At 55.4% G+C, this 15,705-nt stretch carries 12 protein-coding genes, 1 tRNA gene and 1 pseudogene; 3 read left to right on the plus strand and 11 right to left on the minus strand.

Annotation, left to right across the window (positions count from 1 at the left end):
* Positions 1-4: 4 nt before the first annotated feature.
* Complete coding sequence (locus KA369_20000) at positions 5-742, minus strand: ribonuclease H-like domain-containing protein (GenBank protein ID MBP7738269.1); 738 nt, start codon at positions 740-742, stop codon at positions 5-7.
* 257 nt (positions 743-999) lie between these two features.
* On the minus strand, positions 1,000-1,470 hold the full coding sequence (locus KA369_20005) for a HEAT repeat domain-containing protein (protein MBP7738270.1): 471 nt from the start codon (positions 1,468-1,470) through the stop codon (positions 1,000-1,002).
* A gap of 688 nt (positions 1,471-2,158) precedes the next feature.
* Between KA369_20005 and KA369_20010 the strand changes: the two genes are divergently transcribed.
* Both KA369_20010 and KA369_20015 read left to right on the plus strand, forming a co-directional pair.
* On the plus strand, positions 2,159-3,610 hold the full coding sequence (locus KA369_20010) for a S1 RNA-binding domain-containing protein (protein ID MBP7738271.1): 1,452 nt from the start codon (positions 2,159-2,161) through the stop codon (positions 3,608-3,610).
* Between the two features lie 54 nt (positions 3,611-3,664).
* Complete coding sequence (locus KA369_20015; protein MBP7738272.1) at positions 3,665-4,012, plus strand: hypothetical protein; 348 nt, start codon at positions 3,665-3,667, stop codon at positions 4,010-4,012.
* A gap of 746 nt (positions 4,013-4,758) precedes the next feature.
* Here the strand turns inward: KA369_20015 and KA369_20020 are convergent.
* The 7 genes and pseudogenes from KA369_20020 to KA369_20050 all read right to left on the minus strand — a co-directional run bounded on the left by KA369_20020 (position 4,759) and on the right by KA369_20050 (position 13,637).
* Positions 4,759-4,980, minus strand: a pseudogene (locus KA369_20020) (ParB-like nuclease domain-containing protein).
* Between the two features lie 13 nt (positions 4,981-4,993).
* Positions 4,994-6,574 (minus strand): restriction endonuclease, encoded by a 1,581-nt coding sequence (locus KA369_20025; GenBank protein MBP7738273.1) that lies wholly within the window; start codon positions 6,572-6,574, stop codon positions 4,994-4,996.
* Between the two features lie 115 nt (positions 6,575-6,689).
* Positions 6,690-8,915: a hypothetical protein gene (locus tag KA369_20030; GenBank protein MBP7738274.1), complete on the minus strand. Its 2,226-nt coding sequence runs from the start codon at positions 8,913-8,915 to the stop codon at positions 6,690-6,692.
* Positions 8,912-9,250 carry an STAS domain-containing protein gene (locus KA369_20035; GenBank protein ID MBP7738275.1) on the minus strand — a complete coding sequence of 113 codons (339 nt, stop codon included), beginning with the start codon at positions 9,248-9,250 and terminating at the stop codon, positions 8,912-8,914. Before KA369_20035 ends, KA369_20030 begins: the two co-directional genes overlap by 4 nt.
* 191 nt (positions 9,251-9,441) lie before the next feature.
* Entirely contained in the window at positions 9,442-10,020 is a 579-nt protein-coding gene (locus KA369_20040; GenBank protein MBP7738276.1) for a hypothetical protein, read from the minus strand.
* 430 nt (positions 10,021-10,450) lie between these two features.
* The gene (locus tag KA369_20045; GenBank protein MBP7738277.1) at positions 10,451-12,271 is read right to left on the minus strand and encodes a hypothetical protein; all 1,821 of its coding nucleotides are present in this window, start codon (positions 12,269-12,271) and stop codon (positions 10,451-10,453) included.
* Positions 12,272-12,284: 13 nt separating this feature from the next.
* Entirely contained in the window at positions 12,285-13,637 is a 1,353-nt protein-coding gene (locus KA369_20050; GenBank protein ID MBP7738278.1) for a tetratricopeptide repeat protein, read from the minus strand.
* A gap of 298 nt (positions 13,638-13,935) precedes the next feature.
* Here KA369_20050 and KA369_20055 point away from each other — a divergent pair.
* Positions 13,936-14,008 (plus strand) — tRNA-Ala (locus tag KA369_20055).
* A 36-nt stretch (positions 14,009-14,044) separates the two neighbouring features.
* Here the strand turns inward: KA369_20055 and KA369_20060 are convergent.
* Together KA369_20060 and KA369_20065 are read right to left on the minus strand one after the other, a co-directional pair.
* Positions 14,045-14,545, minus strand: a complete 501-nt coding sequence (locus tag KA369_20060) for a transcription elongation factor GreA (protein ID MBP7738279.1) — start codon at positions 14,543-14,545, stop codon at positions 14,045-14,047.
* Between the two features lie 687 nt (positions 14,546-15,232).
* Positions 15,233-15,682, minus strand: coding sequence for a SoxR reducing system RseC family protein (locus tag KA369_20065; GenBank protein MBP7738280.1), 450 nt, complete (start codon positions 15,680-15,682; stop codon positions 15,233-15,235).
* Between the last annotated feature and the right edge of the window lie 23 nt (positions 15,683-15,705).

Below are 15,705 nucleotides of genomic sequence, written 5' to 3' on the forward strand. Positions count from 1 at the left end.
ATTTTTACGGCCAGGGATCCCAGTCGCCCCAGTTTGCCAGGTACTCCTTCAGGGCCGGTATCCGCTCCTGGTTTTCTTCCAGGAAATATTTTGTCTGTCTGACGATCTCCTGCTCCCGCACGATGGTGATCTCCCCCAGGAGCACCCGGGTCCGCAGGAAGACGAAATAGGTGTCCAGGACATCATGGGTGCAGTAGTTGTTGATGTCACGGAGCCGGCCTTCCAGGAACATGGAATAGACCTCGTTCCCCTTCGTCTGCATCTTTCCGGGCTTGCCGATCACCTTGGCGAGGAGATTCAGGCCGCCGTTCATCCGGATGGCGTTGTAGTTGGAAAGCCAGTCCTGAAGATCGATGTGCTTGGTGCTGTAGCGGTTGCGCGCCGCGAACTTATCCTTGAAATGGCGCTTCGGGCCGTACCCGTAACGGTAGGCCATGAGCTCCATGAGGGGGATGTCGAACCCCCTCCCGTTATAGGTGACCAGCGAGGCCCCGTCATACACGTCCTCGACGCCGAGCCAGAACAGGCGCGCCATCTCGTCGGGACGGAATTCCGGATCGTCGAGGGATACGATGTCGATAAGCCTGAAATCCTTGTCAACCTTCGCGATGCACACCGCCACCGGATACTGGAAGGTGACAGGAATGAAATCGGACACGCCGCCCGAGGCATCCAGCAGCTCCTGCTGGTACCTCCGCACCGCCTCGCGGGGATCGATCTCCTCGCCGGGATAGCGGACCATGGCAATGAGCCTCGGGTCCGGAACGGACTCAATGTCAAATACAAGATACTTTATCACATCGTCTTTCAACGGTTGCTCCTCGTTTTTAAGGCTCCCTTAAAATAAAAAGCATGTTGCCCGACTTGTAACGCAACATGCTTTTAAAGAGTGCGCTGCTATTTTGTGAGTGGAATTGTCTGATCACCATGTTCCCGGCCCCTTGATGCGAGCCAACAGGGCGGCTTCTTGTCTGGGACCAGGGCCGGAAATCCGCCCGGTTACTTCTTCGCCTTTGCTTCCAGCTTCACGAGGAGGTCCTGGATAAAGGGGTCCGAATCCTTCTCTTTCGCCTGCTTCAGCGGATCAAGGGACTTCTTCGATCCGATCCGGAGGACCGCCAGGATCGCCGCGTAGCGGACCTGGGCGCTCTCGTCATTGACAAGGACGTTGTTCAGGGCATCGGCGGCGCTCTCCTCGCCGATGAGGCCCAGGGATACGGCCGATTCCATCCGCACCATTTCCCGCTTGTCGGTCAGGAGATTGATAAGGCCCGGCACGGCGTCCTTTTCCTTTTTATCGCCGACAAACTGCGCCGCCTCGATGAGGGTCTTTTCGTCACCGCCGGATGACAGATCGGCTATATATTCTTTCGCTGTTTTTTCCGTTTTAGCTTCCTGTTTTGATTCCTGCGCCTGCACCATAACGCTCGCGGCGACTACGAACAGCATGATGGATATTAATCGTTTCATGGCACGCTCCGTTAGTATTTTTGGATAATGGTGCATTATCGCCCTTTGAAAAATTATGTCAATAATTTTATACCGGGACAGGCCCGGTTTTTTAACCGCCTCGCCAGATCTTGCATCCCCTCTTCCCGCCTTACCAGCGTTCTGTGCAGGCTCTCTGTCGCCGCCACGCCCCGGCCCCTTCTCCGCTTGTATCCTCCCCCCCTATCCCCCCTCTCCGCAAAGCTTGCAATCCTCACCCCCGGCTGCCGAGCGCTCTTTGGACATCCTGTCCGCGTTGGGAGCGGTCAGGATGACCACCTGCAGACGCGGGACAGGATGTCCCGAATGCGTCTGCCACTGCGACATCCTTTCGGGAGCCTCTCCATGAAATGGAGAGGGGAGAATAGAATAAATTCATTATCTCGGAAGCCCTCTCCTTTTCAAGGAGGCAGCAGCTTGTACTTCCATGTACGCTGCTGCATGCGCGACATCCTGTCGCTTAGGGCGCACGGAGTGCCGGTGAGGTCATATATGGCCTGGGGGGGGGTGAATTGTATAAAAATACCCGGATTTATACAAATTTTCTTTACAGGTTTTGACTGATAATTATAGGCTGTCAGAAAATCACCTTGCGCGGTTTGTTTCACCGTCACCTGAAAAAGGTCAAAGACACCGGGAACGCCGCCAGAGAAGGAAACGGCAGATTATCATGAGCAGATTAGACGACCATAGCGAAGACCTAAATAACGAAAACTTTGAGCAGATGCTTGAACAGTCCATGAACCGGAGGGACGACTTCGACATCGGCGCAAAGGTCGAGGGAAAAGTCGTTTTTATCACCGGCGAACTTGCCTTCATCGACATATCCGGCAAGAGCGAGGCCGTTATCGGCATTGAAGAATTCAGGAACGACGACGGGTCTCTCTCGGTCCAGGTCGGGGACACCCTCCAGGCCTACGTGGTGTCCCGGACCGGAGGTGAGATACATCTCACCAGCAGCCTCGGCAGGGGCGGCATCAACCCGGGCCTCATGCAGATGGCCTACCGGGAATCAATACCGGTACACGGGACCGTCACAGACACCGTCAAGGGCGGGTACTCGGTATCGGTCGGCGGGATAAAATGCTTCTGCCCCGTATCGCAGATCGACACGAGGAACCCGTCGGACCCCAAGTCGATGGTCAACAGGGCCTTTCTTTTTAAAATAATCGAGTACAAGGAAAAGGGAAGGAACATAATCGTATCGCGCAGCGCCCTCCTGGAAGAGCAGCGGAAGGCGACCCAGGACAGCCTGAAGCAGACCCTGAAACCGGGGGACCGCATAACCGGGACCATATCCGGCGTCCGCGATTTCGGCGTCTTCGTCGACATCGGCGGCGTGGAAGCGCTGGTCCCCAAATCGGAGCTTACCTGGAGCCGGTATGCTGACACCTCCGCGTACCGGCCCGGCGTGAAGATCGACGCCGTCGTCAAGTCGATCGACTGGGACAACAAGCGGCTGACCCTGAGCGTCAAGGACCTTTCCCCCGAGCCGTGGGAGCACATCGACAGGTATGAGACGGGACAGACCGTTTCCGGCGTCGTGGTCAACATCATCAAGAATGGCGCCTTCATGGAGCTCGAGCCGGGGCTGGACGGCTTCATACACGTATCGCGCATGAACTTCCTGAAAAAGATAAATCGCCCGGACGAGGTGGTTTCCATAGGAGATCACGTGAATGCCCGGATCGTCAGCATCAACAACGGGGAGAAGAAGATTTCCCTTGAGCTGGTGCCCAACGAGCCGAACCCCTGGGAAGGGGACGGCAAGGACATCGCCGATTCCGTCCAGGAGGTCACGATTGAGGACGTCAAGCCCGCCGGTCTCAACGTGCGGCTGGCCAACGGAATGCTGGGATTCATTCCACGCGGCGAGCTGAACACGAAAATTGAATCCGAGATCCAGAAAAAATACGCCGAGGGCGGCACCCTGCAGGCGGCGGTGCTCCGCATCGAGCAGAACAACCGGAAGCTGATCCTGAGCGAACGGGAGGCCCTTAAGGCGGAAGAGCGCTCGGACTACGAAAAATTCATCAAGAAGGATTCATCGCCCCAATCTACATCTCTCGGATCGCTGTTGAAAAACAAGTTTGACGATATACAGAAAAAGATGGACAAATAACACGCCGCGGGGACAGGCCGTGACGGTGTCCCCGCATCGTCATGCAGAATCCCGATGATAAAACTCAAGAACGGACATGTTGTCACCTACCAGAAGGACTTTGACGCCTTCTTTCAGGACCTGCTGGAATCGATGGTCCGTGAGTCCCGCCGCGCGGCCGCCGGGCGGGGCAAGCCGGCCGACGACCAGGCGAAAAACGAGGTCTTTCTTAAAGAGCTCATGGACAACTGTATCTTCGTGACACACCAGCTTTTCGACCTGGCCAAGGATAAAGAGGAGTTTTCCCGTTTCATGGTGACCGGTTTCATTTTCAACAGCATCATCTGCAGCCTTCCGGTCCTGGAAAACGAGATCGCCGGGGAGCAGCCGCCGGAGGATGAGGGCGAGGGACAGGTGCACTAACTGCGGGTTTAAACCCGGTGCTAATGCAGTTACAAAAGCTCCAGCAGATCCTTCAGCTTCGACAGATCCGCTTCATCAATTCTCTTCCGTACCGACGCCGGATCATCCTTTCTTTCAAGGCTTACGGTCACATCAATACGGTCCCCTTCAAAATAAGGCGGGTAATCGACGCCGATGCCGCGCGCCGCGAAATACCGGACAACATCATCGGCCCGTTTTCGGGAGGAGGAATAGTCGGGATAGCGCGCCTCGCGGATGAGGCGGTACAGGTGATCCTCCCACTGTTTCCTGTCGATCGATCCGTCAGGCCGGATCCCCTTTACGAAATCGATGTTACCGTCCCGCGTCATCATGTCGGTGAGCATATCCACGATGAACCTGAAGATGTTCACCCGCAGCGGCGCATAGGAGATCCAGTCCGCAAGCGCCCCCTGGGCTGCCCGGGGAAGCCGCGCCAGGTCCCGTATGATCCTGAACTGGATGTCCCGGCAGTCCAGGTAGTCCCCGAGGACCGCCGGGAGCTCCCCCACCGGTTCCGCGAGGGTGTTGTCACGGGTGAATTCATCGGGGAGGCGCAGGCCCTGTTTGGCAATGCGGTCAAGGCGCCCGGGATCCATTGCCATCCCTTTCAGGATGGCATGGGCCCGCAGCCTGCCGATGGGCCCAACCTCGTTACGGAGGCACTTGAGGAGGACGCGCCCGGCATACGGCTCCGGGTCGACGGCCGGCACCGCCATTACCTCCGCTGTTTCCGCACCGGCCTCCCGGAGCGCCCGGAGGCGGTTAAAACCGAAGACCAGTTTATAGGGACCATCACCATCAATGACCAGGGGCGGGTCCAGCACGCCGAATTCTCGGATCGATGAGCGCAGGGTGTCGTCGATCCGGTTCCTGCTGATCCTGTAGTAACGGTCTTCGAAATCGATCGCTGCGAGGGAAATTTTTTTCAGTTTACCGTGTGTGTTCATAAAGAAAATCGCGTCACAGCAGTCCGTCCAGCAGGGTGCCCAATTCCTCGGGGAGCACGACCCTGACCTTGGGGAGGCGCTCCGTGGCGGTCACGCCCGCATTGGTGAGATCGCTGGTGGTGACGAAAATGCCCTGCTTGACCTTGGCGTCGTTCACGGCCTGGGCCAGGTTCCGGAGAGGAATCTCGCCGATCCGCAGATCCTTCCACCTTCTCACCCAGACAAGGGTCTTGTCCTTGGTCGCGAGGTTGATCGCCATGAAATCGACGCCGTCCGGCTCCCGGTAGGTGGGGAGTATCTCGTCCACCCGGAAGCCCATCCTCGCCACCGCCCTGTTCGCTATGATCCTGAAGCTCTCCACGTCCAGCTTTATGAAGGTGCTGATATTGTCAGCCGCCTCGCCCGATGCCTCGTCCCTGTCGAGCGGCTGCCCATCGTCACGGGCCGCATCGGCCCGCGCGGCGGAGGAGAGGACGCCGTCAAGGTCCACCACCAGCTCCGACTTGAGGCCGCATATCTTCCACAGAAAATCAACCGGAAAGGCGTCGCGCAGCCAGTCGGCGGAATGATCGATGACCGAACCCTCCCCCTCGCCCGCTCCGGGCTTCGTGACGGCGTCCATCTCCCTGCGCAGCTTCGTGGTAAGGAACTGGACGTTCATGAAGCCCCGGTCAAGCTGGTAGAGCTGGTTCCAGTAATCATAGGCGAGCTCGGTCATCTCCGCGTGGAGCGCGGCAAAGCCGAGATCGTAGAGGATAATGGCCTCCTCGTCCTTCATGTCGTTGGCGCGGACATACTCCAGGAGCGATTCCAAAACCTTCACCGCCTCCGCCGGGCGCTTCGCCTGCACGCAGAGCAGCGCGTAGAGCCTCCTCGCCACCAGGAGGGCGCTTTCGTCCTTGCTGGTATCGATGATCATCTTGGCGTAATTCAGGGCCGTCTTGTAGTCGCGCTTTCTCTGCAGCGCGAAAGCCATGGCGAGATTTGCGATATCCGAATGGGGATCTATGGCGAGGGCTTCCTTGAAATACTCTCCAGGCTCGCTTGTCTTCTGGCTCTGGTAGCTCGCGATGCCGGCGCCGAAGAATATCTCGAAGCTCTTCTTGTCTAATTTAACGAGGCGCTCGAAGAGGCGAAGCGCCTGCTCGAAATATTCCTGGCCGAGGAGAATGAACGCCGCGTGATAGAGCGCCTCCTCGTCTCCGGGATAATCCATCAGCACGTCGTAGAAGTTGGTGAAGGCCTTCAGCACGTCATCTCGGACAAGATACGACTCCGCGAGCTTGCGCTCGACGGCGGCCTTCGGCACCTGTGAATTGTACTTGCCTATCCTCCTGACCTCCTCGAGGTGAAGCACTCCCTCGTCGATATCGTTCCGGTCGAAATATATCTTCGCGAGGTTCCAGTGCACCAGGAAATCATTGGGGTCATTGTCGAGGATCTTCCTGAACTCGACTATGGCCTCGTCCTTCATGTTCTGATTGAGGTAGCCCATTGCGCGGTTATAGGGATTCAGGCGGGGGGCCAGGACATAGATATACAGCAGGGTCAGGCCCAGTATGACCGCCATGGCTATCAATGCGGGTACCAGCATATCCTCTTCCTACGGGAATTCCCGCGCCGGGACATCGGGGCGGTAGGGAAATCGACCACGGCCGCATCAGTCCGGACGCGCTTTCGGGCACTGGCCGACGGGGACGCACAATGCCCTATTTACGTATAAATCGGACGATTGAGGGCCAACCATTAATAATAAAGGAGGTATCCTCCTCGCGCTTCAGGATAAAATCGTCTTCCAGCTTGATTTTCGTCTTGCAGGGCAGGTTTATCATTATATCCGGCGGAACGAACTTGGGCAGCTTGTCAAAATGGACCTGTATCTCATTGACCGTTGACACCATCCGGAGCGATACCGGGCCGAACCGCGACGGCATATCGTCAATGGCGATCTCGTTGCCCGGCTCGAACCATTCCGGCCGCGGCTGCGGGAACAGGTCAAGGCGCTCCTGGTAGTCCACGAAGAGGGTGTTGCGGATGGCGGCGTACATAAAGACGCTCGCGGCCATCGACGCCCCGTCCCCCCAGCTGGCCCGGCCGTTTGACGGATTCATGAAGTCCGGGAGGGCATAGGTCTTTGCCCGGCTGGCCATGAGGTTTCTTATAATATCATGGGAGGCGGCGTCCTTCATCTGGATCAGGTTGTTTGCGGCGACAAGGGAGGCCGTGACATCGACGCCGAGGGATTTCACGAAGAGGGGCATGGCGCTGAAACAGGCGCGCATCCGGCCAAGGAGGCCCCTGAGGCGCTCCTCGGTGACTCCTTCTATCCTGAAGGGATACCCGGCGAACAGGTTATAGAGCATGAATTCGTTCTCCGGGAGGCCGTTGTCCCTATCGAAGGCGGCCGCCGTCACGATGGAGGCGATGCGGTCCGATTCCTTCTTGAACTTCAGCTCGTCGCCGAAGATGCCGAGGCACCGGGCCAGGTACGAGTACTGGGCCAGGGCGTGGGCCAGCACGATAAGGTCGATGGGATGGTCCTCGGCGATAAAGTAAAAGGCCAGCGAATTCCGTCCGATGGCGCCGAATTTTTTCAACCTGCGCGAATAATCGTACAGGATGAAGGCTTTCTTCTTTATGAAATCGAAACGCGCCTGCACGAAATCGGTGTCGCGGACATGGATAAAATAATCGGTTATGGCGTTGATCATCGACGCCGCGTCGATGACGGTCTCAAAGGCTATGTTCTTTTCATCCGCGGAAAAGCTCTTTATGCAGAAATCGATGCAGCGAAGCGACTCCTGGAAGTAACCCATCCGGTTGCACCCGAATATGACGGTAAAGGCGGTCCGGTAATCCATCGAGCCGTCCGCCCTGACCAGGCTTTTAAGCGAAAAATTCAGGAGGGCGATCTTCGATCCATAGAACCAGTTCTGCGCCTGCCTGTCGGGAACGGCCAGGTTAGCGCCGGTCCGAATCCTGGCGGAGGTGAAGGCGGTGAAATCCTGCCTCACTTTTTCGTAATCATACTTGCCGCCTTTCAGCTCCGCCCGCGAATCGATGGCGATCCTGAAGACGAAACGGTTATCCCCTTTGTTAAGGGAATATCCCACGGCCAGAGTGGCCATGCCGTAGGGCGACGCGCTGCGGGTCTGCCGGGATTCGCTCCCGGGATCGATGTCCCGGCACTCCTCCCCGCCTCCGGCCAGGATGAGATCAGGCCTCGCGCCGAAGCAGACCGATTTCCTGCCGTTGATTTCCAGGCACTGGAGGTCCCGCAGGTATTCTACCGACTCGAGGCCGCCGAGAGCGCTCTGGTCGTAAGGACGTATGACGAACAGCACGGAGGCGTTCCTGCGCTCCTTGAGGCTGCACTCGGTTTCGATGACGGCCTCATCGGCCGTGGCGCGGGCGCCGTAGACTGTCTGGCGCAGCCTGCATACGTCGTTGTCCCATGTCGAATGAATGACGGCGTTCTTCGTGTCGCGCTCCTGCTTCACACGGTCCCATTCCACTGAGGGACGGAACAGGGAGGCCCCCTCGATGATCCACGTCTCCAGCGACCAGCGATCATAGGAGGGAGACATCATTCCCGCGGGATCCATGTAGAGGCCGTCGTCGGAGAGAAAGTTCGTAAAATAGAGCGAGTCCCTCATGGAGCAATTGACGAGCATGCAGGGAACAAAGGACGATGTGCCTCGGGAGGGGTCCGTGGCCGCGTTGATCCACGCGGGCCAACGGAAATTGGAAAACTTCTGGAATAGAGTGTAATTATTGAGTCCGGCAAGGTACACATCCCTGGAAACCAGATACTTTTCGTAGTCTATCGTAACCTTGCTGGCACCGGCGAATTCGAAATACTTTCTGTCGCTTCTATTCTTCTTGATTGTCTGCAGTGGTCTCACGAGGGACCACTGTACCTTCCATGGTTTCATTTAAAGGACTTCAGGGCTTCTTCCTCGGTATCGTATATATCGAACATGTCCATCAGCTCAACTACTTCGAAAATCTTCTTTACGGCATTGTTCATGTTGCAGAGCTTCAGCATCCTCTTCTGCTCCTTGAGTATCCTCATGGTCGAGACGAAAATCCGCAGGCCGGAGCTGCTCATATATTCGACGCTTTGCAGGTTCATGAGCAGATGCATTTCAGGTTCATTCTGGATGATTTTATTTATCTCCTTTTCGATTTCAGCAGAGAGGTGTACATCCAGCCTGCTTGCCAGGTAAACAACGACTACGTTATCAACCCTTTTAATGTTTAGATTCATATGCATCTCCCCATCTTTATGATATTGATTTGCAATTCTATATATCCATAATATATTAATCAATAAAAATTCTAGAATTATGCTTTATTTATTAATGGCCCGTTATTCGCAAAAGTATCCACCCTGTGCGCCGCCATAGGGTCCCCCTGCCCATCCAGAGACTGATGATGGGCATCATGGCGCATTCCAGGTTATTCCCGCCCCTCCTTGGCCTGCTTCCGTGTGATGATGAGGCTTATCGCGGTAAGAACAAACAGAATTGTGAAAATGATCCCGAGGGTGGTCATGACCAGGTGCCCCACCTGCCATGACACTGCCCCCTTGCCCGAATCGGCCGCTATCTCTATATTGATCGACTTCTGTGAATGCAGGAACAGGAATATCGACACGGCCGCTATGAATGAATAGATTAGACCATTGTAATATATGAGTCCCCGGTACCGCAGCGGATCAAAGAGGGGCATCACCATGGCTATGCCGCTGATAAAGAGCAATGCCGCGAGGATCCGGAACACGTAATAGAGGGGGGATATGATCTCGTCGTTGACGATCTGCTTCAGCCAGTCATCGGAAGAGAGATCGGCGCCCTCATCGGTCTTTTCGCCGCCCACGGATTCGCCGGCAGCCTCGACCGTTTTAACGTCAGAGCTTGAGGAAAACAGCTTGAACACGCGGTAGGGGGAGATAAAAAACGAGGATCCCACGATGATGTAGACAATGCCTGTCAGCAGCACCACTCCCTGAAGCACGTTGGTCGTTTTGGATCTCATTCAGACAACCTCTCATCCTTGCATAATTCTAACGGCGGAGACGGAACCGGCTCATGGCCGAGCAGAAATAATCCGCCGCGCCACTGGGATATCAATGTAAAAAACAGGGAATTAATCAATACAAATTTGAAGGAGAGGCGTAAAAATATATGGTCATATAATATAATTTAGCATTAAGTGCTTATCTTAACTCAATCATAACTTGTAAAAGGCGGAATGTGACTGTTTAGTGCGTTGTGGCATTGAATAGCATATATACAATCAACCCGAAATCGAGCAAAACAGGAGGTTTTGCGTGAAGCGAGGATGGTTCACGATGAACCTTCCGCAGCAAAACAACAAGCTTATTTTGCCTACAAGCGAACAGAGCAATAAACAGTCATGTTCCGCCTAACTCAAGCAAAATAATTATTGTAATTTGTTTCGTTGCCTAACGGCCGAGACTTTTAATCAGCTTTTCGGATAATTCCTCGGCCGAGTCGAGGATCCGGTCGATGCGGACGTCCTTCTCCGACACCGCAATGACGAGGGACGCGTCGGAGAGGTTGCTCGCCCTGTCTTCCGCAGCCCTCCCCTCGACGCTGGCGAGATAGCGGGCGAAGAAGCTGATCAGCTTCCCGTCCCGGTACCCCAGGGCGGAGCCGTTGTCCACGGACACCGAAACCACCTCGTCGACATCGATCCTGAACAGGTCTTCGACGCGGACCCTGCAGTCCGGGTAGCCGGAATTGCAGCGGCTGCCACTGATATCCACCTGCTCGAAGATCGGGTAAAGGCTGAAGGAGGCGGCGACCATATCGCGGAGATAGCCGGTGCTGAAGATCCTCCGCTCATCCGTGCCGTCCAGGCGCGTCATTACCGCCGGAAGCTGGCTGAAGGTCTCGACGCGGCTCTCGCCGCAGATCTCGCCGGCCAGCTTCTGCACCGCGCCGCTCTTGAAGACGCAGTCGGTCGGGAAGGTAATGTCCAGGAGCTTGCTCAGGCGCTCCTCGGCGAAGAAGTGCTCGATCCTCTTGCGGAACTCGCTTTTTCCACCGCTCAGGAGGTGGAGCGCCAGGACGACATAGCCGTACGCGGACGTGTACATTATATCGAATACCTTTCCGCTTTTAAGGAGGGCGCTCAGGAACCCACCGTAAAAGAGCGAGTCCAGGAGACCCGTTTCAAGGACCAGGGCGCTCCGTTTGTTCGTGATCAGGGAGACGATGGATGAACAATGGCCGGCGCACTTCCGCAGCCGCGCGTATTCGCCGTCGCCGCCGGCGGCCTCAAACTTGTTCAGCACCAGGCCGCCCGCGAAATCCCTCACCTCGCCGGCATACTGCTCGTTCATTATGTAATAGACCCTCTGTCCCTCCCGGACGGAACCGTCATACAAGCCGTGGAGGACCCGGATGTCCTTCCTGCTCTTCACCATGGTGAAGATGCGGTCCGACAGGCCGAAGACGCGGTCCCGCAGCTCTGCGTCTTCATCGCAGCAGTCGATCACGATATAGCGGTATTCCTCCGACAGCATGAATAGCAAGGGCGACAGGATCTCGGGATTGACCTTAACCTTGGACCCGAAGGTCACGTTGAGGAGGTCAAGCTTATCGTCGACGCGCTCGATCCGGTCATTGATCATCCGATCGAGGGCGGGGCTGTCCTCGGACCGGTGCGACAGCGGGGCGGCGGCCTTCTTCTCGAAAAAATTAAAGACGCTGCTCCCGGAAAAGGAGAGGTCCAGGACCACCGTCCGGCCGCTTTCCTTCAGGGAGACCGCGGCCAGCGCCGCCATGAAGGACTTCCCCGACTGCGGGAAGGGGCTGTACACCGTGACAATCCGGCTCGAGCAGCCGGAATACTTCCTGCCTATGTCCGATATTTCGAATCCCATCCGGCCTATGATGCCGAGATACCCCCGGAGGCACTTGTACGACATCAGCAAAAACCGGTAGAGCTCCTCGATGCCGAAGATCATGATGATCGAATCCACCAGGGCGCGCACTTTGCCGGTCAGGCGGTTTTCCGCGAAGGGGATCGTCCCGAAGAAAGAACCCGGCGCCATGTACACGACGTCGGTTTTTCCCACGGACTCGATCTCGAAGACGCCGCTCACCACCACGTAGAAGGAATTGACCTTCTTCATATCGAACCGGTGTCCCTGCTTGATGCCCGTCATTTTGCCGATGGCGCCGAGCCGGCGCGTCTCCTCGGCGGTGCAATGGCGGAATATCGGAATGTTCGCGAGAATGTTGCCGGTGTTGTTCATGAAGGACCGGCCGTCAGAATCTGCTCAGCATGTTTATAAGCTCGTTCTTTCCGTACAATTCGATGGGCCGCGTGTTGGCGAAATCTACGGCGGACTGGGCGAACTCGCCGGTGGTGATGACGATGATCCGGGTGGCGTTCTTCGCCTTCAAGTTCTCATGAAGCGCGCGGAGGTATTTTTCCTGTACCACGTCGGTGCTCCGCACGAGGCGGATTATCCGGTTCGTCGCCCGCGTGTTCCGCCATTTCCCCTCGCTCTCGGAGGCGATTATCTCGATCTCGGTGTCGCTGATGATAGTGATGTCGTTGATTGTGAAATTCATCGCCTCGACGATCTTGCGCGACATATGCTCGAACTGGGACAGGCCGGAAATGAGAAAATCCTTGATGCGGTCGTCCTGCCGGAACTCCGCGTAGTTCTTGAGCTTCGCCTGGACGTCCCGGAAATTCGGCTTCACCTCGATTATTTTCTCCCACTGGTAGATGGCGGAATGGAGGTCCCTGGTCTTCTCGCAGCACTCGGCCAGGTAATAGCGGAGCCCCAGCTCCGTATCGCTCCCCTTGCGCGCGAATTTCAGGCCCCTCTCGAATTCCTGCATGGCTTTCTGGATCATTCCCTTCTGCAAATGGCAGGACCCCTTGGCGAGAAAGCACTTGACCTTCAGGTCTTCGCTCTTCTGCGCGATCTCGAACTCCTTGATCGCCCACTCCATGTCCCCCATCTGGCGAAGGACCAGGCCGAGGAAATAATGGGCGCGGTAATTGGTCGGCTCGATCTTGATCGCCTCGATAAGGGCCTGCTTCGAATCCGGAAAGAGATTGTTCTGGTAGTAGATCTGGCCCAGGAAATAGTATGACTGCCCGTCCTGCTGGTTCAGCGCTATGCTCTTTTTGAAAAAGGTCGTGGCCCTGTCCAGGGCGTTGCCCCTGAAATAGATGGAGCCGAGCTCGAAGTAATTCTGGAAATTGTCCGGCTCGATCTTGGTAAGGAGCAGGTATTCGCCCTTGGCGTCCTCGATCTGGCCCTGATCCATGTAGAGCTTGGCGAGCTTCTTGCGAACGTCGCTCTCCTTAAACTGGTCGCCGTATTTCCCGTATTTGAAGACCTGGCGGTACTCGACGATGGCGAACTTGACATTGCCTTCCTTGAGGTAGGCCTCGGCCAGGAGATAGTGCGCGTAGGAATTGCGGTCGTCCTTTTCCAGTAAATCGGTAAGTTTTTTGATCGCCTGCCGTGTCTGGCCCGCCTCTATCATGCGGGCGATTTCCTCGATTTTCCGCGGGAGAACAAAGGAGTTGATAACGTACAGCATGATCCCCGCGAGGATTATAATGAAGAGAAAAACGATTACATAGGTCAGTATCATGAATACGCCAATCCGTAGAGTGACTTTTGTATATTGTAGTACCGGCTGGTCATTCTGTCAAGATTGTATTTTTCCATTGTTAATGGAAGACCCGGGCAATCCAGACAAAAATAACCTGACATTATTATCGGAGTATTGGGTCAGGATATGAATATCATTATATTACAATGAATATATTCAACCATGGAGCGTCAGAAAAAACCTCAAGGCCTGAGGAACTCAAACAATAATAATTACTGAAGGTGAAAAAATAATATTGACAAAAAAGGGCATTTCAAATAATTGAAAATTTCTGACCGGGGGCGTAGCTCAGTTGGGAGAGCGCTTGAATGGCATTCAAGAGGTCACGAGTTCGATTCTCGTCGTCTCCAATCTTCACAGCCGGCAGTTGACCGGCTTTTTTATTGCTAACCCTTATATTTTTCTTCCAGAATATTTCCGTGGATGGTGACTATCTTTTCAACGTAGTACTTCCTGGTCCCCGCGGGGATCACGGCCTCGACCGTTTCACCGACCTTCTTGTTCTGCATGGCGTTGCCGATGGGCGAAGATAGCGATATCTTCCCCGCCGAGGGGTCCACCTCGTTGGGCGCAACGAAAATGAATTCCATCCGGTCATCGCTGTCCAGGTCGATAACGCTGACCGTGGCGCCGAAGCCGATCCGGTCGTCCGCTATATCGTCGGGGTTAAGGGCCTTCAGCTGGCCGAGCTGGGCGTTTAGCTGGGATATCAAAGCCTGGACAAAGGACTGCCGCTCCCGGGCCGCGTGATACTCGGCATTTTCCTTCAGGTCGCCGTACGAGCGCGCCTCGGCTATCCTTTTGGGGATCTCCACCTTGAATTCATAATTCAGTTTATCCAATTCATCCCTGATGGATTGCCGTTTTGCTTCAATATCGTTTGCCATCTCGCTCACCTGCTTTTCTGCGAAACAATGCCCCGTGTCCCCCCCATCAGCGTGGGACACGGGGCATGTCTCTAGTCATTATTCGACAACTTGATAAGTATCTTAACGTTCCTGTTGTCGTCTTTCTTTACTTCAAAACCGTTCTCTTTTAACGTTTTTTCAATCCGATAGGTCATTAAATCAATTACTTTTTTACTCATGCGGTTCATCCTTGAACTAATTTTCCATATTGAGGGCTTCGCCCTCAACCCTCCTGCCGCAGGAGAGACCCTGCGGGGCTTTTAAGGGGCTTCGCCCCTTTGACCCTGTAAATATTTAAACGAAATACATAAGAAATACGCATTAGCACTATACACGATCCGTAGTAAGGGCTACGCCCTCAACCCTCCTACAGCAGGGTAGACCCTGCGGGGCTTTTTAGGGGCTTCGCCCCTTTTACCCTATAAATATTTAAACGAAATATATAAAAAATAAGGATTAGCACTATACACGCTCCGTAGTGAGGGCTACGCCCTCAACCCTCCTGCCGCAGGGGAGACCCTGCGGGGCTTTTAAGGGGCTTCGCCCCTTTGACCCTGTAAATATTTAAACGAAATACATAAGAAATACGCATTAGCACTATACACGATCCGTGCTTCCGCGCGCGTCTCTATTAATGTCGGAATATCGCCCTGCCGGATTAAGCTTTCAACCGCAATTAATTGACCCGCCCCTCCGCGTTATGTCTACCATCCGGGGTTCGGCGACTTTTTTTTTCTTCATTAGGGCTGACGCGGCCAGCGAAAAGAGGACTGAAAGGATCAGCCCCGCCGCGCCTCCCCCTATCAGAGGGAGATCGCCCTTAAGTCCGAAGGTTGCTCCCGCTGATGCCCCCAGTATGATGCCGCCAATGAGCATGGCAGCCGGGACAAGGTACACGACGACGGCGCTCATGACCACCGCCGCGCCGGCGATACGGAAGGCCACCTCATCGCCGACCCTGGCGCCTCCGTCATTGTCCATCCAGAGGCGCCGCTTCGCTCCGTCCGAGCCGATGAGGCAGGAATGGCCGGCTGCGCAGCCCTCGCAACTGGAAGAGACTCCGGTCTCCACCAGGGCCATGCCGTCCCGTATTTCAATTACGATGCCCTGTTCCATGTTATTGCTTTCATCATTATCCC

It is taken from the genome of Spirochaetota bacterium (assembly GCA_017999915.1).
Classification (GTDB): Bacteria; Spirochaetota; UBA4802; order UBA4802; family UBA5550; genus RBG-16-49-21.